Source organism: Streptomyces sp. R-74717 (assembly GCF_047305335.1).
GTDB lineage: Bacteria > Actinomycetota > Actinomycetes > Streptomycetales > Streptomycetaceae > Streptomyces > Streptomyces atratus.
Window position 1 is genome coordinate 9,040,810 of the sequence record NZ_CP102361.1, and the last position, 20,470, is coordinate 9,061,279.

Sequence of the window (20,470 nt, forward strand, 5' to 3'; positions counted from 1 at the left end):
GCGACCCTCCTCAAGACTCTGACCGGCATGCCCTTCCCGCAGGCGAACGAGGACACCCTGCGGGTGGTCAGTGACGAGTATCGCCAGATGGCCGAGAAGTTCCGTGAGGTGGAGGAGCTTCTGCGGCAGGTCGTCGGCCGCGTCGACGAGGACTTCGAGGGCGAGACCGCGACGCGGTTCGTGACGTACGCCCGGCAGTTCGTCGAGAGGACGAACGGCAACGAGAGCATCCTCGAACGGGCCTACGAGGACGCCATCAAGCTGTCGAAGAATGCCCACAAGACTGCCGCCGACATCGAGTACACGAAGTGGATGATCTTCGGCCAACTGGCCCTGCTCGTCGTGCAGATAGCCCTGGCCCAGGCCCTGATGCCGGTGACCGCCGGGCTGTCCGAGATCTGGGCGGCCGCCGCGATCGCCGCGTTCCGTTCCATGGCGGTGCTGATCCTCAAGTTCCTGCTGGCCCAGATCATCATGCAGACCATCACCGGCCTCGTCGGCGGCCTGCTGCTCGACTCCATCCTCCAGCTCACCCAGATGGGCCGCGGCGACCGTACGGAGTGGAACAAGAACTTCACCGCGGACGCCGCGAAGTTCGCCGCCATCGGCGGTGCGCTCGGCGGGCCGTTCGCGCTGCTGGGCGGCGGACTCGGCAAACTGCTCGGCAATCTCACCGGCAAGGGCCTCGGCAAGATCCTCGGCAACGACGCGGGGAACGTGCTGGGCAAGGGGCTGGCAGGGGGCGGCAAGGGCGCGGGCGGTGCCGCAGGCGGTGCGGGCAAGGCCGCGGGCGGGCTCGGTAAGGGTGCCGGTGGCGCGGGTGCGGGCGGTCTCGGTAGGGGCGCGGGCGGCGCGGGTGCGGGTGGTCTCGGTAAGGGCGCCGGTGGTGCGGGAGCCGGTGCCGCGGGCAAGGGCGCGGGTGCTGCGGGTGCGGGCGCCGGAAAAGGCGCCGGCAGCGCGGGTGCGGGTGCGGGCAAGGGCGCGGGTGCCGCAGGAGCGGGCCTGGGCAAGGGGGCGGGCGCCGCGGGTGACGGCGCGGCCGGAGCGAGCGGAAGGGCCGGAGCGGGCGCCGCAGGTCAGACGATCTCGGAGGAGTCCGCCCGCAAGCTCGGCGAGCGCCTGGGCAACATCATGGGCCGGACCAACGAATCCCTGAATCATGTGGGAGCGGACGGTGCGAGGGGGGCGGCCGCCGGAGCGGTCGGCCGTGAGGTCGTCAAGGACTTCGCGAACGCCTTCGAGAAGAACCTCGGGGACTCCCTCGGCAATGAGACTGCCCGGAATCTGGGCCGCGACTACGGCGAGGCGCTGGTCAAGAACTGGGGTGGCAAGGCCGACTGGCAGGGTCTGACCCATTCGCTGGACGACGCGCTCAAGCCGTACGTGAAGGACCTGGGGGAGAACGGAGTGCGTGCGCTCTCGCACGACCTGCCCGGCTCCTTCGTACAGACCATCAGCAAGAACATCGAAGGGAACATCGGCTTCCGGATCGGTAACTTCGTCGGCGAGATCGCCGGTGAATCGGGCCACGCCGTGGTCACCGAGGGCATGTACAACCTGATCTTCGGGCCCGAGCACAAGTTCACGGTCAGCGGCTGGACCGCGGCCGCGGGCGCGGCCGGCGGCGTCATGGGCCGGGGAGTGGCCCACGGCTTCCAGGCCCTGCACCACGCGGTCTCGGGCCCCCCGGCCGCGCCGCCGCCGCGCCCCCCGGTCTTCTCGTCCGACTCGCCCACGCCGCCGTCCGGCGCGTCGCGGCCGAGCACGGAGTCGAACACGACGGTGCGCGACGGCTCCGACCCGAGGAACGACGCCGACAATCGCACGCTCACGGATTCGGCCTCGGACTCCGGTTTTGACAACGTCTCGCTGCGGAGCGGCGACGACAACGCCTCGGACGGCGACAGCCTGTACTACCTGGGCGTGGACGACTTCTCGGACAGCCGGACGCTGTACTCGAGCGACGACGACGGGAACGCCGCACCGTACGACGTGTCCGGGGCGTCCGCCCCTTCCTTCGCCACCAGTTCGAGCGACACGAACTTCACGAACGACGGCAACTTCACGAACAACACGAACGAGACCAACAACTCGAACAGCACGAACGAGACCAACAACTCGAACAACAGCGACACGACGAACAACTCCGGCGACTCGACCACCAACTCCCTCACACCCGAGCCCCCCGTCCCGCCGGACTCGGTGTCGGAGCTGGACCTCCTGCTGAACAGCCTCCCTGACGTACCCGAGACGCTGCCCTCCCCGGACCAGGTACACGAGAACGTGACGCAGGAGCTCACGGACGTGAACACGCTTCTGGACGGCCTCCCGGACGTACCCGATACCCCGCTGGGCACGGTGCTGTCGCCGGAGGCGGAGCGGCTCCTGGCGGACCTGCCCGACGTACCGCGGAACGACCTTCCGCAGACGTCCGACGACGGCGCGGGCGTGGGGTCGTCCAGTCGGTCCGACGACTCCGGGCCGGTAAACCGGACCGCGAACGACCTCGATCGCCTCCAGGAGCGCCTGGACCGGCTGAAGGACCGGCAGAATTCCGACGACTCGGACTCCGACGCCGACCTGGCGGCACGGATGGCAGAGCTGCGGGAGGGCGACCCCGACGGCCTCGGCCGCCCCGCACGGGTCGACGAGCTCCGTGAGCAGTACCGCGCGGCCCTGGAGGAGGAGGGCGCCGACGGGCTGGAGCCCGACGGCACAACGACGGGTATCGAAGGCGACGGAGTCCTCCCGTACAACGGCGCGGGCGGCATCGCACCGCCGCCGCGCCCCGTACCGACCGTGCCCACGGCGCCGGGTGCCGGCACCGCCCCCGGCGGACCACGGCAGCAGACACCCACAGGTCCGTCCCCGGACGGGCTCGATGTGGTGTTCCCGGACGTCCCGCAGAATGAACCCGGTGCCCAGCCCTTCAGGGGGGACGAGCCGGACCTCGTGTTCCCCGACGTTCCCAAGGCCCCGCCCGGCACCGAGCCCCCGGCCGGGAGCCGGCCGGATACGGAGCGGACCGAGAGCGACGGGAGGGGACCGGCTACTGAGGACTCGCCGAATCCTCTCCGTACGGAGTCGCAGGACGAACTGCCCTTCCGCGACGGCTTCGACGTGCACAACGACGGCGATGTCGATGCGCTGATCGCGCGCCTCGACGAACTGGGCAGCCTCACCGACGACCCGGTGAACCGGCTGGAGCAGCTGCCCGACGTGCCCGAGGGCCTGACCCCCACCGAGCAGCGCAGGCTGACCAAGGACGTGGAGCGGGAGACCGACGCCCTGCTGGCGGATGCCCGGCGGGTGGGCGTCGACAGGGAGACACGGCAGCGGCTGAGCGAGCGCATCCGGGACGACGCCGGGGCGGGCAGGCACGCCGACGCCGCCGACGGCCTGCGGGAACTCGGCGACCTCGTCGCAGTGCACGGCCTCGGTGAACGCCTCCAGCAGTTCCGCCGTCACATGGACGGCGGATACGAGGCGCGGGCGGCGCAGCTGGGAATGCGCCGCACGGAGTGGCTGCGCCATGCCCTCGACATCGAGCAGTCGGCTCTCGTCAACGATCCCCGTCGGACGACCCAGTTGCTGGACGACTTCGAGAACCGTCTCGGCACCCTCGGGTCCGAGCTGAGCGCCCGCGCCGACAGCACCCCCGAGGCGCTCCGGAAGCAGTTGGCCGACAACCGGCGGGCCGATGCGGATGAAGCGGGCATGGACCGCGAGCGGTTCCTCGAATGGGAGGACCGCAGGGAGCAGGCGGCGACCCCCGAGGATCTCCGCAGAGTGCAGGCTGACTACGACGCCGAGCTGGAGACGTCGCGACGGCTCGCGACCTTGCGGGATCTCGGTGCATCCGAGACGGAGCTGGCCACCTGGAAGAACCGGTTCGAAGGACCGGGGCGGGGAAGCGACCTCGACGCGCAGTACGAACGTCGTACGGTCACCCTCGGCAGGGAGGCCGAACTGGCGTCCTTCCGGGCGAGGCTGGACGCCATGCGTGAGGGCGGCCACCAGCAGGAGTCCTCGGAGCCGCTGCCCCCGCCGCAGGACAGTGACGGCGGTGACGGCACCCCCGGCCGGGACCGGACCGAGAACTCCCGGGCAGAGAATGACCGGATCCTGGAGGAGCGGCTCGACCGGCTGCGCGAGGGTACGGATGACGCTGGGATGTCGCGCGAGGAGCGGCAGCAGTGGGAAGACCGGCGCACGAACGCCGAGGACGACACGGCGAGGCAGGCCATCGAGCGGGAACAGCTCGACCGGATGGCACAGCTGGAGCGCGACCGGCGGCTGAAGGCCATCTCGGACGGCGACCCCGAGGGGGCGGAGCGCGGCACCGAACGCCGCGCCGCATGGCAGAACAGGTTGGACGAGGCGGCGGGCGACCCCCAGGCCATCGACCGGGTCCTCGACAGCTACGACGCCGAGACGGCGGAGCTGAGGCGTGAGGGGCAGGAGCGCCTGGAACAGGAACTGCGTGCTCCGGACCGCTTGCGGGACCTCGACCGCCGTATCGACCGCTCGCTCGACAAGCTGCCCGAGGAGGTACGCGAACAGGCTGCCCACGACGCCCGCACGCTGGTGGAACGCCTGCGGAACCTGGTCACGACCGGCAATGAGCCCGGTACCCCCAAGGTGGACGACGCCGTGTCGGAGAAGCGCACGGACGTCCAGGACACGGATCTGACGGACACGTCGGGCCCGTCGAATGCCGGACCGTCGGCAACCGTGCGCAATCCGGTCTCCCGGACGAACGTCGACGAGGGTGCCGGCAACTCGGCGAAGACCCCGCGGCCGGCCGACTCCGAACGGGACAGGCGTGCTCCGGTGCAGCCGGGCGAGCAGCTGATGGAGGCTCCGCGGCATCTGGACGATGCGTCGGAGTCCGGGGGGAAGGACGGGGACAGCCTTCACTCGCGGGAGCGGGACGACCTGCCGTCGCCGAACACCCGTCGTGTACGTACACAGACCGAGGACGACACGCAGTCCCTCACCGACACGCGGACCACGTCGGAATCCGAACCGAACAACGACGTCGATCTCAAGTCCGACGACGCGTCCGACTTCAAGTCCGATGACGCGTCCGACTTCAAGTCCGACGACGCGTCCGACTTCAAGTCCGACGACGCGTCCGACTTCAAGTCCGATGACGCGTCCGACCTCAAGTCCGACGACGACGCCGACTCCGTGGCATCCGCGCCCAAGGACTCCGACATCCCCGTGAAGGAGAACGAGGAGCCGCCGGGCGGCCCTGGCGGTGACGGCTCCTCACCGGCAGGCTCGTCGGGCGCGCAGCAGCCCACGGCCCGCGACAAGGCCCTGAACGCGCTCTCGGCGGACGAGTACGAGCAGCGGATGTACCGGGTACGCCGCGACCGTCCGGACCTGACGACAGAGGAGGCACGCCGCGACGAGGTCTTCCGCCGGATCGAGAACCCGGGCGTGAAGGTGGAGAAGGCGGCCTTCGCCCCTCCGCTGCTGAGCGACAACGTGGATCCGCTCCCGCAGGAGCAGTCCAGTGAATTCGTCACGTTCGACGACAACGCGATGCTGCCGAAGTCGATGAAGGGCCACGGGCACGGACGGATCACCATCAGAGGTGCCGACGTGCTGGCCGAATCCGTCGCGAGGCGATGGAGTCTGCGCCCCGACGGGCTCGACGAGTTGAAGCGCGTGCTCGTCCAGAGTCCGCATACGCTGCTCAGCCCCCGGACCTTCATCCTGCCGGCCACGGACGGCGGCCACCGGGAGATCTCCCTCTCGATGGAGAGCTACGGAAACTGGCGCCGCCACGCCGAGCCGTCGGCGTTGGCCGCCGTGGACGACGTGGCCGAGTCCGTACTGCACAAGGACGGAAACGGGAACGAGGGCAGTTCGACCACCTCGAAGACGGAAGGGCCGAAGGCTGAAGGGTCCAAGACCGGCGAGTCGAAGGCGGAGGGGGCCAAGACCGACGAGTCGAAGGCGGACGCCTCCAAGACGGACGCTTCCAAGACGGACAAGTCCGGGGCCGACGAGTCGAAGAAGGACGCGTCGAAGACCGCCGAGGCCAAGGCCACCGACGCCCCCGTCAAGATCGAGACCGAACTCCGCACCCGCCCCGGTGCGACGGAGACCAAGACCCTCGGCACCTCCCGCGCCTTCGGGGTGGCGGTCCCGCTGGGGCCCTCCGCGGGGACCGTCGGTGCGTTCGGGTCGGTGTCCCTCAGCGCACGGCGTATGGAGGCCTCCTACACGTACACCCAGGAGAGCCGCGCCCAGAGCAGTGTGACCGCGGTCGGCAAGGACGGCAGTCATCTGCATGTGAGCGACCTGCACATCGTCGTCGAGTCCTCGCGCGTCTGGGACAAGAAGGGCCGTGAGCTGTCCCCGGACCAGCAGCAGCCCGGCACCGCCGCGCAGCGGCGCTACCGCATCCAGGACGGGGTCACCTGGCGGGTCCCGGACAGCGTCACCGACCCGGCGATCCCGGACCGGCTGCCCATCGCCTTCGAGTTCGCGCCGGGCGCCCGGCCGCACCTGCTCGCACCGCTGAGCGTCACCACGGAGACCCGGCTGCTGGACTGGGCGCTCGCGAACTTTCCCGAGGCGACCCCCGGCAGCTTCCTCCGCCACCAACTGGCCGATCTGTTCGGCGAGGAGAGCCTGCGCACGATGATCGCGCAGAGCTCCGGCGAGACGGTGGTCAGCGCCCCGCTCTTCGCCGGTCTCGGCAACCGGTCACTGGGCTCCGTCGAGCTCCGGCTGATCCCGGTCGACGCCACACTGCTCCAGGCGTCCGACAAGACCGAGGTCAAGAAGGCCGACGCACAGCGCTCCACCGCCACCACGGAGAAGAAGAACACCCAGGGCGCCGGGGTCGGGATCTCCGCCGGTCCGCAGTTCGCGCTGCTCCAGCCCGCGGGCACCCTGAGCCTCCAGATCGGGGGATCGGCCGCCCTGACGACCCAACGTGCGGAGAGCAGCTACAGCGGCAACACGGCCGAGTCCGTGCGGACGCTCAACAGCCGCGGCCACTCGGGGCTCTACGACGTCCGCTTCCGGATCGAGCTGCGCAGGCAGGGCGGCGCATGGGAGTCGCCCGAGCCGGCCGAGCGGACCGCCCAGGCCAACCGGAACGGCCCGAACGAGGAAGGCGCCTTCCTCACCGCCACCGTGCAGTTGCCACGGGCCGACGCACGCAGACTGGCCGGCTGGGACGACGGCACCGCACCCGTCCCGGACGCCGAGGTGCCCCCCGCCCCCGCGTATCTGTCGCCGTCGAATCCGGCGACGTTCGGCCTGCACGCGGTCCTGGACCTCGCCGCGACCCGTGACTCGGAAACGGTTTTGCCCCAGGTCTCCCTGACGGACGAACTGGTCGACCGCATCCAGGCCGGGCTGCACCGCGCCTACCCCGACCTGGTGCTTCCGCCCCGGCCGGACACCGCGGTCGACGGCGACCGGAACAGCGGCAGCGACCGGAAGTACAACACCGCGGTGCGCAACACCCATCTGCTGCGCCAGGCACTCTCCCGTACGGTGCTCGAAGGCTCCCTCGACCGCCTGACGAGCACCGGACTGCGGATCCAGTTGGAGCAGCTCGACTCCGTCAGCAAGCGGTACGTCGTTCTCACCGTGCGCGCGGAGGCGACGAACCGTCAGTTCGTGGGTGTCCACCACGATCTGGGTCTGGCGAACAACGTCCTGTCGACCCGCCGCGCGGACAGCGCGACCACCCGTACCCATGGCTGGTCGGTCGGCGTCGACGTGGGACTGACCGGGATCGAGCGCTTCGGCGGCACCGGGAGCATCGGCTACCGGTACGGCAGGCAGACCGCCTACGGCATGACGTACGGCCCGACGCTGACCCCGGACGGAGGCATCACCAGCTCCGGGTCGCAGCACCTGTGGTCGTACGACCTGGCCTTCACCGCCGAAGCCACCAGTTTCACCCGGCCGCGCCAGATCGCGCGGACCATGACCGGCGAGCTGCTCAGCACCCGGTGGTTCGTGAAGCAGGGCGCCGGGAGCGTCGACGTCCTGGCCACCGGGCAGGGCGACGGACAGACCGCCCCGGCCCCCGTCACCGGCCGCGTCACCCTTGCCGTACCCGCGTCGCTGTCCGTCCCTTCCACTCTGCCTCTCAACCGGCCGGAGACGGTTACGGCCCCCGTGTCCGTGCCGATGGACCCGGCTCTGGCCGAACTGCTCTCCTCCGGGAAACCCGTCTCCACGGATGACTGGACGCCCCACGCCCTTTTCGGCGGCCTGCACTCCGTGCAGAGCGTCACCTCGCCCGAGGTCGTGGTGCACCACCTCAAGGAACTGCTCGCCTCCGTCTCCGGCAACTCCTGGATCTACGGGACAGACGGGACCCCCGCCTCCGGCGCGCTGGCCGAGGCGTTCACCACCGGTCGCAACGAGGCGGACTTCAGCGACGCGGCGCAGACGGGCAAGCATGTCAGCGACCTGTTCGGGAGGACGGCCGTCACCGACATCACCGCGTCGGTCAGCGCCTGGCCCCAGGTGCGCGGGACGCGCGTGCTCGCCGTCGTCGACTCCAGCGACCTCGCCCTCTCCAACATCGGCTCGGGCACCAGCGGGGCGGGACACTCGGTCGCCCATGTCCGCAGTCACGCCATCTCGTCCCTGCTGGCCTTCCGGGCCAAGCACACCGACGCGTTCCAGACCTCTGGCACCTACGGTTTCACCGCGTCGCCGTACCAGCGCACCAGCACCGCGACCTCGGCCGAGACCTTCTCGGCGAACCCGGCCCACACGGTCCAGTACACCGGACCGATGGTCCTGGTCGGCGCCGATGTGGCCTGGCACCTCGCGGCCCGCTCCCAGCCGTCCGGTCTGCTCCAGGCGCCCATGGAACTGATGCGCGGACGGCCGCCCCAGGGCCGGGTCGTGGAGATCCCCGACGGCCTGCTCGTGTGGATGCCGCTCGCCGAGGCGAGGAAGGCCGGTCTCTTCGACGACGGTCTCACCGCTTTGCCGCCCCAGCAGCTCTTCACCGCAGTCGATGCGGCCGCGCACGCCACGCTCACGGTCGGCCGCATCGACATGTCCGAGGCGGTCAGCCGGTTCATGGGCACCCTGATGGAAGACCTGCCGCAGCACAAGAGCTGGCTCGGGCCCAAGAGCCTGCTGGCCGATCAGCTCGGCGGCCTGGCACGGCAGATGACCACCCTGTCGCCGTCCGGTATCCGCGCTCTCCAGACGGGCATGGAGAACGGCGGCACCTCCCTGCGTCTGGCCCGGAACAAGATCGGGCCGGCCAGGGACGCCAGTCTCACGGTCACCCTGGAACGGTCCGGATTCACCCCCGGTGCGCTGCGCCACGACGTGAAGCCCACGATCACCCGGCCCACGTCCACGGCGGAGACTGTAACGGAGAAGCTGGCGCGCGGGTACGAGGCCGGCTACCGGCTCGGCGAGGTGCCCACCATCTGGGACCGTCCGGGTCTCCGGAGCGGCGGCTTCACCCTCGACGACCGGGTCGGGTCCACCCGCTCGTCGTCCCTGGCACACGCGGTCACCGACGCCGTCAGCGCCCAAGTGGCCTTCGAGGGACCGGTGGTGACCGGTCGGACGACGTTCAGCGTCACCTTCACCCTGGAACTGCCCGACGGGACAGTGGTCCCTCGCACGTATCACGTCGGCGAAACCGAGGTGGTGCTGCCGCTGAGCCTCGCCCGGCCGCACAAGGCCGAACAGCAGACAACCGAAGCCCGGACGACCGAACCGCAGAAGACGGAAACGCAGAAGACCGAACCGAAGAAGACCGAACCGCTGGCGGCCCGCACACCCCGGGATGCCGCACGCCCGATGCTGCTTCCCCCGGATCAGCAGCAGGCTGTTGCGCTCCGGGAGCGCAACGCGGCGGGCAGGAAGCTGTTCGCCACCGGCCCGGAGAGTGTCGTCGTCACCACCGTCGGCGGCATCACCGCACTCCGGGACGCCGCAGCGTACGCCGTCGACCTCGCTGTCAAGGGACGCGGCGCCACGACCGACGCCGCGACGGAGATGCCCACGAACAGCAAGGGCCGTTATGTACGGAAGACGGTACTGACGCGGCCCGGCACCGCCGCCGGTGAAGTCCTCAAGGGGGGCATCAGCACCGACGTGCTGAGCGCCTACCTTCCGCAGATGATCCGCGACAGCCTGACCGTCACGCTGCACGACACCACGTCGACGATCGGCGGGACGGACGCGACCCTGAAGATCTCCGCCGACGTCGATCTGTCGCGGGCCCGGCTGCTGGCCGTGGACCCGGGCGCGGGACTCGGCGGCAGTCGGCGGACCATGGACAACGACACCTACACGGGTGACACCACCGAATCGCACATGCCGTCGATGACCGCGGGACCGGCCTTCCAGACGCAGCCCCTGGTGCAGGCCACGGCCACCGTGCCGGGCTGGACGGACTCCGACGCGGCGGGCGGTGCCGCCGACCGCCGTACTTCCGCGCTGACCACGCTCAAGCCCTTCGCCGGCGGCGCCGTGCTCATCCAGGCACCCCTGCACGTACTCCAGACGGCGAAGGCATCGCACCGCATCGCGGACCTTCCGGTCGTCCCGTCGTTGCTCAGGCCCGGGACCCGGCCGCCGGTCACCGTCGAGCACATGGTGCAGGACGGGGTGACGATGTGGGTGTCGTTCGACGTCGCCCGGGAGCACAAACTGCTGCCGCCCGAGGTCGAGGCCGCTGCGGACACCGTCAAGGAGCAGACCAAGAAGTACACCAAAGCCGCCACGAAGGCGGAGACGGCCGAGCGGCGCCTGCGCGCACTCGACAGCGAGGTCACCTCCCTCCACACGGAGCTCCGGCGCCTCCTGGAGACGCCGGCTCCCACCGGCACGGACGTGGCCGTGGTGCGGGAGAGGCTCGCCACGGCCCGCTCCCGGTACGCCGAAGCCCAGCAGGACCTGGCCAACCATCGCCGCGGCCTCGCGACCGCCGAGCAGCACCTCGCCGCTGCATCCGAGGCCGCCTGGAACGCGGTCGACCACTACACGATCACCGGTACCCGCCCCTCCGGCACGCCGCCGGTCGCCTGGAGCGAGCCGACCGCCGCCGCGGCCACCGAACAGGCTCCGGCCACCGTCCCCGGATACCCGCCGCTCACCGAAGCCCTCGAAGGGCCGGTGTCCCTCGAAAGCACGGTGTCCCACGAGGGCCCGGCCGCCGACCTCACCGGACCGCCGCGCCTCGTCACGCGGGAGGACGTCCTCGCCCGTACGGAGGTCTGGCTCGACAACGCGGGGCCGCTGTCGGACACGGACGCCGTACGCCGGGAACAGATCAAGGCGGCGGGCTGGGCGCAGCGCCTGCGGACGGCGGACGCCGCCTACCGGTCGTCGCTGGAGGCCGTACTGGCCGCGCGGTCACCCCTGAGGGCTGCCGAGCTCCAGGAGGCCCGAGCCCGAAAGGCAACGGAGCGGGCGGAGACCGAGGGACGGCTCGACGCGGTCGATGCCGAGCTGAAGAACGCACGGTCGGTGTATGACCGGGCAGTCGCACAGCTGACGGCCGACTATCGCGAACTCGCCCTGGTGCAGACGAACTTCGAATCGGTGGACGTATCCACCCGAGGAGTCCTGGAGCCGCAGGCCGAAGGCGGCGCCCCCCGCGTCGTCACCCCCTGGCACCCCGCGCCCGAACCCGAGGGCTACGTCCGCCCGGCCGACGCGAAGTCCGCCCCCGAGCCCTACACCGCCGAGGGCGAGGACTCACAGGGGCGCCCGGTCAGTCTGAAGTCGCCGGACGGCCGCGTCCTCCACCTCGTGGAGCCGCCCTCCACCGGACCCGCGCACCTCGACATCGGTACGAGCTTCCACCGGTCCCTCCTCGACGCGGTCGAGCGCGCCCATCCGGGGCTCCTCGCCGAGCTGGGGCTCCACGCGTCCGGCAGAAGTCTTTCCGCTGCCGATGTCGAGCACTTGAGGCAACGCCTCGCCGACCGGCTGATGGCGGACCGCGACGAACTCGCGGAGTTCCTCGCGATCGATCCCCAGGAGCGGTTCACCGCACAGGAACTGGCCGACGCGGGAATCGTGCTCAGCGAGGCACAAGCCGCCGAACACGCCGCCTCGCGCAGCCGCCTCCCGGATACCGTGGCCGCCCGGCTGACCCCCGACCAGCGCCTGGACCTGGCCCGTACGACACTGCTGCGGTCCGGCGACGGGCAGATCGGCGACCGCAAGGATGCGGGCTGGAACCACTCCGCGGGAGACCTGGCGGCACTGCTCGCGGCCCGTGTGCTCGGGGTCCCGGTCACCGTGGTCCAGTCGGACCTGAACCATCTGACGTTCGCCGCTCCTGGAACGGACACGGGAGGAAACGCGCGGTCGGGCGTGGTGCTGCACGTGGCGGACGACCGGTACCGGCCCGCCGTGCCTCTCGCGACGGACGACCTGCTGCTCAACGCCGACTCGGAGATCACGCAGCAGCCGGCCGACACGGTTGTGTCCCGGAGCACCGCGACCGCGTCGGCCGGCGATGCGTCTCCTGCCGGTCCGGTCCACTACGTGGGCGCCGGTCTCGGTCCGTCGGCCCTGGTCCCCAAGGAACTGAATTTCGTCTGGCTGGGTGGCGAACTGACGGACGGTGCCCGTGCCAACCTCCGGACATGGGCGGCCAAGGCAGAAGAAGCACAGTGGAAGCTGACGATCTGGACGGACGAGGGCGGCCAGCGCAACAACAAGGAGTTCCTCAAGCACCTGGTGGATTCCGGCACCGTTCATCAAGGCCGGGTCGAGGACCTGTTCAAAAAGGACAAGACCTTCGGCGGGGAGAAGCTGCCCTCCAAGGTGTCCAAGCTGTATCAGGCCGCGCGTAAGGAGAACAGCTTCGCGATGGCCTCCGACATCGCCAGGTACGCCCTCCTCCACAAGCACGGCGGGGTGTATCTCGATGTGGACCTGGGCCCGGGAGAGGTGGTGCTGCGTCCCGAGGGCGTGACGATGCCCAAGGGCGACGACACCCTGCCGATGTTCGGTCCCATGCTTCGCGACCCCATGAGCGTACGGAGACTGCTCGGACTCGAAGAGAACGCACCCGTGACCGCGGACCATATCCACCAGGCCGCCGAAGTCGCTTACCGGGAAGGGCGCTTCGGGAACCAGTTCATCGTCACGCACCCCCGAAGCCGCTTCATGAAGCAGGTTCTGGACAATCTGCCGGACATCAACAACAAGGACGCCTACGCCAGGGGTGTCCTTGAGCTGGCCATAAAGTCGAAGAACGTGGGCGCCAGTACCGGTCCCATATTCCTCCTGCGGCAGTTCAACGAGCACATCAAGTCCCTCGACACCACGCAGGCGCCGAACATCCGGTTCGGGCCGCCCGCCGAGTTCCGTGTCCGGGCAGCCGAGTGGGCGGACTGGACGCGTCTGGACTGGCTGACCGACGAGAGCGAGAACCAGGAAGCCCCCCAGAGCACGTCCGCGCCCGCCCGGCGCAAAACGCTGGCCAAGCGCCTCGGCGACACCGTCAGGACAATCAAGGGCTCAATACGGTGGGGCAGCGGCAGGTCCGGTTCGGACACAGCACTGCTACCGAACAACGGGACACTGCTGAGCGGCCTCGACCCCGCACCGCAACGGCTGGAACAAGGCAACGGGACACCGAAGGACGAACTCGTCGGCAACGACGGCCGGAAGATCTCCTTCGAGCAGGCACGCCAGAACCTTCGCACGATCCGGGACGCCACGGGCGAGGTCATCGGATACGCCTCGCACAGCGACCGGGACTGGGCCCCACGCAACGACTTCTACACGAAGTACCGCGCCGACGAGACGTCCTTCAAGGCCTACCGGACGACGGACGACGGCAAGTTCGTCCCCGTGGCCGAGGACGAAGCGTCGCCCCGCACCGTTCCCTGGCACACCGGTACGAACACCCCGGCCGGGCAGCGGACACCCGAACCGGTCTTCTTCGACGCGCACGGCTCCCAGGACGGCGTCAAGCTCCACATCGCCGGCGACCTTCCGCTTGAGGTGGACGGTGCGCAGTTCGCGCGCTTCATGGAGTCCCTGAGGGATCCCGACCAGCCTCCGGCTCCGGTGGTGCTCGTGGCCTGTGACACGGCGAGCGTCCGCTCCACGGATGGTGGAAGCGTCGTGCGGGACGCGGCACGGGCGGTGCCCGGACGCCGTTGGTACGCCCCCGATGTCGCGGTCGGCCACGTGGGACCGCCGGCCGGAGCCGCCGCGGGCGGGGCAACCGGAGTGCTGGCCCTTCTCCAGGACCGGACGACCGGACGCCAGGGCCGGTGGGTGACCGCGAGCGAGCCCACCGAACTCGAAACCCTTCTCACGCGGGAGAAAGGACAGACCCACCAGGACACCGACGGTCCTGTCCTGCTGCTCAACGCCGACTCGGAGATCACGCAGCAGCCGGCCGACACGGTTGTGTCCCGGAGCACCGCGACCGCGTCGGCCGGCGATGCGTCTCCTGCCGGTCCGGTCCACTACGTGGGCGCCGGTCTCGGTCCGTCGGCCCTGGTCCCCAAGGAACTGAATTTCGTCTGGCTGGGTGGCGAACTGACGGACGGTGCCCGTGCCAACCTCCGGACATGGGCGGCCAAGGCAGAAGAAGCACAGTGGAAGCTGACGATCTGGACGGACGAGGGCGGCCAGCGCAACAACAAGGAGTTCCTCAAGCACCTGGTGGATTCCGGCACCGTTCATCAAGGCCGGGTCGAGGACCTGTTCAAAAAGGACAAGACCTTCGGCGGGGAGAAGCTGCCCTCCAAGGTGTCCAAGCTGTATCAGGCCGCGCGTAAGGAGAACAGCTTCGCGATGGCCTCCGACATCGCCAGGTACGCCCTCCTCCACAAGCACGGCGGGGTGTATCTCGATGTGGACCTGGGCCCGGGAGAGGTGGTGCTGCGTCCCGAGGGCGTGACGATGCCCAAGGGCGACGACACCCTGCCGATGTTCGGTCCCATGCTTCGCGACCCCATGAGCGTACGGAGACTGCTCGGACTCGAAGAGAACGCACCCGTGACCGCGGACCATATCCACCAGGCCGCCGAAGTCGCTTACCGGGAAGGGCGCTTCGGGAACCAGTTCATCGTCACGCACCCCCGAAGCCGCTTCATGAAGCAGGTTCTGGACAATCTGCCGGACATCAACAACAAGGACGCCTACGCCAGGGGTGTCCTTGAGCTGGCCATAAAGTCGAAGAACGTGGGCGCCAGTACCGGTCCGATATTCCTCCTGCGGCAGTTCAACGAGCACATCAAGTCCCTCGACACCACGCAGGCGCCGAACATCCGGTTCGGGCCGCCCGCCGAGTTCCGTGTCCGGGCAGCCGAGTGGGCGGACTGGACGCGTCTGGACTGGCTGACCGACGAGAGCGAGAACCAGGAAGCCCCCCAGAGCACGTCCGCGCCCGCCCGGCGCAAAACGCTGGCCAAGCGCCTCGGCGACACCGTCAGGACAATCAAGGGCTCAATACGGTGGGGCAGCGGCAGGTCCGGTTCGGACACAGCACTGCTACCGAACAACGGGACACTGCTGAGCGGCCTCGACCCCGCACCGCAACGGCTGGAACAAGGCAACGGGACACCGAAGGACGAACTCGTCGGCAACGACGGCCGGAAGATCTCCTTCGAGCAGGCACGCCAGAACCTTCGCACGATCCGGGACGCCACGGGCGAGGTCATCGGATACGCCTCGCACAGCGACCGGGACTGGGCCCCACGCAACGACTTCTACACGAAGTACCGCGCCGATGAGGTCCTGTTCGCGCACTACCGGGCCACGGACGAAGGGGGTGCCGTACTCGACACCGACAGCGACACGGACTCCCCGGCCAACGAGGTCCCCTGGCAGGCCGACGCACCGGCACGGGATGTGAAGGAGCCGGTCAGGCCGCTGTTCTTCGACGCGCACGGCACCGAGAACGGCATCGAACTCCATGTGGTGGGCGAAAAGCCCCTGGTCGTCGACGGTGCCCGGTTCGCGCGTTTCATGGAGACGCTCAGGGACCCGGCGCAGCCCCCGGCTCCGGTCGTACTGGTCGCGTGCGAGACGGCGAAGATCCGCAGTGGCGACGGCGGGAGCGTGGCGACGGACGCGGCACGTGCCATACCCGGACGTCTCTGGTACGCGCCCGACACCGAGGTCGGCCATGTCAGACCGTCGAACGGCTCCGACGGCGTCAGGGGTGTGCTGGGTCTGCTCGCGGACCCCGTCGCACAGCGCCGCGGTGCGTGGATCGTGGCGGGAGAGTCACTCGAAACCGGCCCGGCCTTCGTCCCCGACACGCAGGGGGAACCGGTACCGCCCACCACCACGTTCTCGGACATGATCTTCGAAACCCTCAACTCCGCCCCGCGGAACAGTGCGGAGCAGGTGATGTCCGACGACCTGGCGCAGAGCGGCCCGGAGGCCGAGCAGACAGAGCCCGCACCACCGGCGCCCCACGAGGCCGACCGCTGGCCGACCTCTCGCGCGCCGGAGGGCGGCGACGTGGTGCCGTCGGCTTCACCCCCGTCGGGGGAGTCCTTCCATACGACCGCGGAGATCGCCTTCGGGGAGGGTTCGAAGCGACCCCGGGAAGACCAACTGACCAAGATCGAGGACTTCTCGGCTTCGGTCGCCGCCGAAGCGGTGCGCCGGGCCACCCACGACGAGAAGCCGCTCCGGGTTTACGTCGAAGGAGGCGGGAACGGCAGCAAATGGCAGTCGCTGCGCGGAATGTCGAGCGGAGCCGACTCCGGGTTGGAGCGTGCTCAGGCGGTGTGGAACGTGCTGCGCAGCCAATTGAACGAAGAAATCTCCCGGCTGCGGAGCGGAGATCCGGATACTCTGACCGCCACTTCCCTGCTCCAGGCTCCCCGGTCCCGGGGCCAGGGCGAGTCCGCCGCCCCGGTTCCCGAGACGCCCGTGGAGTCGCTGACCGCCGCGGAGGCTCGTGCGGCCCGTCGTACGGTCCGGATCTGGGCGGTGGCCGACGGGCCCGCACGCGTACTGCGGTTGCTGGCGCACGACCGGACGCAACTCGACGCCGACCGGCGCGAGGCGCTCATGGACTACGTCGACGAGTCTGTGAGGGGTGGCCAAGATGCCCGAGTCCGGCTCCTGCTGCGCCGATTGGAGCTCCAGAACCTTCACGTACTGCGCGGTGAGCTCGAATCGCGCTACGCGGAGCGGGTTGCCGAGATCGCAACGCCCGCCGGTACGCTCACCCCGGTGCCCAAGGACATTCACTTCTTCTGGATGGGCGAGGAGCCCAGCGCGGGGGCGTTGAACAACCTTGAGGCGTGGGCACGATCGGCCGGGGGCAGGTGGCAACAGCACCTGTGGACCGACGCGACCTACGCCGAGTGGAGCGGACCGGTGCGCACGCGTCTTGAGCAGATCGTCACCGTCCACCAGGATTCGCTTGATTCCCTGCGCATTGCGGACCGGCCGCAAGTGCTGGAGGTCTACGAGACAGCTGTGGCGAATGGGGCTTACAACCTGGCCTCCGACATCGCGCGCTACGTGATCCTTGAGCGGATCGGCGGGGTCTACGCCGACGTGGACCTGCATCCGGGAACCGTGGATCTGTCCTCGATGGAAGAGATCACCATGCGTTCGGGGGATCTTCCCCTGCTCGCCCCGCGCGTGCGAGACATGGCCAGCGTCGCCGACGCGCTGGCCACGGCAGGGGTGGACGCTCCCGCCGACCGGAACGAGCAAGTGGATCTGGCGGCGCGGCTTCGGTGGGACGCGGGAGTCCTCGGCAACCACCTCATCGTCGCGCCACCGGGATCGGAGTTCATCACCTCGCTCCTGGACGCGATTCCCAAGAACTTCGCCGCCCTGCGGAAGCACATGGAGGTGTCCCCCGCGGATACGTCGCAGTTCCCCAAGGAGCTCAAGAACCTGGCACCGCAGATCAGTGGCCCCGCCATGATCGAGGACCGGATCCCCGGTGGCGAAAAGTTCCCTCCGCTTCAACGGTTCGCCATGAAGGCGGGTGCGGAAGGTGTTGCTGAGTTCGATGGTTCCTCCTATCCGACATTCCAGCGGAAGGAGGCGATAGCGCTGTTCTCCCCCCGCGCGCTGGAGGCTTTCCAGGGAATCCACTGGGTCACTGCGGAAAGTGAGCGCCAGCTGGACGGACCGGTTGTCGAGCAGCCGGCGGCAGGACCTTCGGTCAGCATGGCGCCGCTTCATGTTCCCGATAGCCCGTCAGATGCGCAGGTGCTGAGTCGTCGAGCTCGCCAGGTGCCCTTCCCCGCCGACCCCTCAACCTGGGTGGAGCGTCGGAAGGAGGTGCCGAACGGGCATGTCGGGCGTCTGCATGTCGAAAGGTTCGACCCGGCCATCGACGCCATGAGCCGCCACAGTGTTCCCGGCACGCTGGCCGGCTCGCAGACCCTGATGCGCGCCGAGGTCTCCCGCATCGAGGCCCACAACGGCACATGGGTGCGCGACCATGTCGTGACGCTCCCCGTCCGCCTGGCCGGCAGTGGCTTGTCCGAGCAGGATCTGGCCGGCCTTCGGGCAGGCGTCCAGGGCGCGCTGGACGAGCACTTCAACGCAGTCGGCTACGCGCTTCCGCGCTCCGGTGATCAGTTCAATGTCGAGCTGCGACTGGTCCATGACGACGATCACCCCGAGCATGTGATCGTGAGCCGGTCCGACAACCCTGGCCGCTCCGACCAGCGGCACTGGAACCTCGGGCAGCCCACCGAGGACCACAGGTACCTGCCGGTGGTGATCCACGAGGTCTTGCACTACCTGGGCCTGCCCGACGAGTACCGGGACCGGGACTTTCTCTTCCGCCGGAACGCGGACAGCGTGGCCGTCCACACCGATGGCTTGATGGCCGACACCGCGCGCCTGGCGCCGCTGCCAGAGCGCTATCTGGCAGCCATCGAGGACACCGTCGACCTCAGCACCGTCTTCCACGACCACCCCCTCACCGCCCCAGGCGAGAACCCCGCAGTCCAGCGCGACCACCGCCCCACCACCGACCCGACCCTTGACCGCTGGCCCACGTCACGCTCACCCGGTACCCCCGCTGACGCTCCGACGACGGCAACGCCGGGCGCGCTCCCGACCGATGGCCGCGGGGTCGGGGACAGCGAGATCATCGACAGTTGGCGGGCTCTGTCGACGCTGCCGCGGGCGCGGCGCTCCAACGCTCTGCGGCGCATCGATACGGCTGTCCACGAGTGGGCGAACGGCGGCCGGCAGCTGCCTGGTGCCCATGACACCAACCAGCGTCAGTTGGAGGCCATCCTCGATGCCGTGGAAGCGTGGAAGTCAGGCAAGAACGGCCCCAGCGACCGTACCGGGGCGGTCGACCGCCTCACCGCACACGTCCGGTCCGAGCGGGACGATCTGCACCAGCGCATCGCCGAGCGGGCGCACCAGGCACAACTTCTCGACCGGTACGCCCGTATCCATCCTGATGTGAGCGACTTCGCGGGCCGACGGTTGCCGGATCGGGTCGATCCGGCGAACAACACCACGCACAACATCTTCACTGGCGACCGCACCCACCACGGCGCTTTGTCGGACGATGCGCTCGATGCTGCCGATGAGCTCTCGCGCCAGCAGTTGGCGGCCAAGCGGGATCAGGCGGCGGCTGGTGGGGTGACCGTCGACGCGGGTGTGTCCGCCGATCGTGTACGGGAGTTGATGGAAAGCGCCCGCAATGACCTGACCCGCTCCACGCTCTACCCGGAACTCAACTCCTATCTCGACCGGGCCAACCAGGCCGAGGCACTCGACACCGGCTCCCACCTCGGGAACCTGACGCCTGTGGTCGAGGACATCCACGGCACGCAGGTCACCGTCCACGGGGACCCCACGGACAGCCTCCGCGACGCTCGGATCGACAACTTCCGCAAGGCCGTAACCACAGTGCAGGAGGCCGGCTTCCACGTTCCCGATGTCGAACTGCACCTGCCCAAGTACGGCCGGTTCCTGGAAGTCCACAACGACCATGTCGTCGAGCGGAGCGGGGGCCGGCTACAGCGCGCCGAGTACCTCGCACCCAACGCGGTGATCGCCTCGCCCGATGTCGTCGGCAATCCGTTGACCAACAAGCTCGCCGGCAATCGGTACCGCTACCTCTCGACCGAGCTCGACCCCTCCGGCGTCGGCACGATGGTGCATGAACTGGGCCACTTCCTGCACTACGCCAACGCCCGTGCGCAGTACCACGATCTGGCCTTCACGCAGTTCGCCGGCCGCAGCGGGCAGGACGGCGACGCCGTACCCCATCAGGCTCACGCCCTTGGGGTGAGCGCCTACGCCGCCGGCAACCCCCGCGAGTTCGTGGCGGAGGTCTTCACCGGGCTGGTGTACGGGAAGCCGTTCTCGCCCGAGGTCATGCGGATGTACCACGGGCTCGGGGGCCCCGACCCAACTCCACGGACGGACGTCAGGTCTCCTTCGGCCAGGTCTGCGGAGGCCTCCGGGTGATGCGTGACACCGACGGCCGGACGCTGGGCTACGCGTC

The 20,470-nt window shown here is 69.5% G+C and carries 1 protein-coding gene; it reads left to right on the top strand.

The features are described from left to right. The first annotated feature begins 27 nt into the window (after positions 1-27). The gene (locus tag NRF20_RS40880) at positions 28-20,433 is read left to right on the top strand and encodes a glycosyltransferase (RefSeq protein ID WP_413754201.1); all 20,406 of its coding nucleotides are present in this window, start codon (positions 28-30) and stop codon (positions 20,431-20,433) included. Positions 20,434-20,470: the final 37 nt, after the last annotated feature.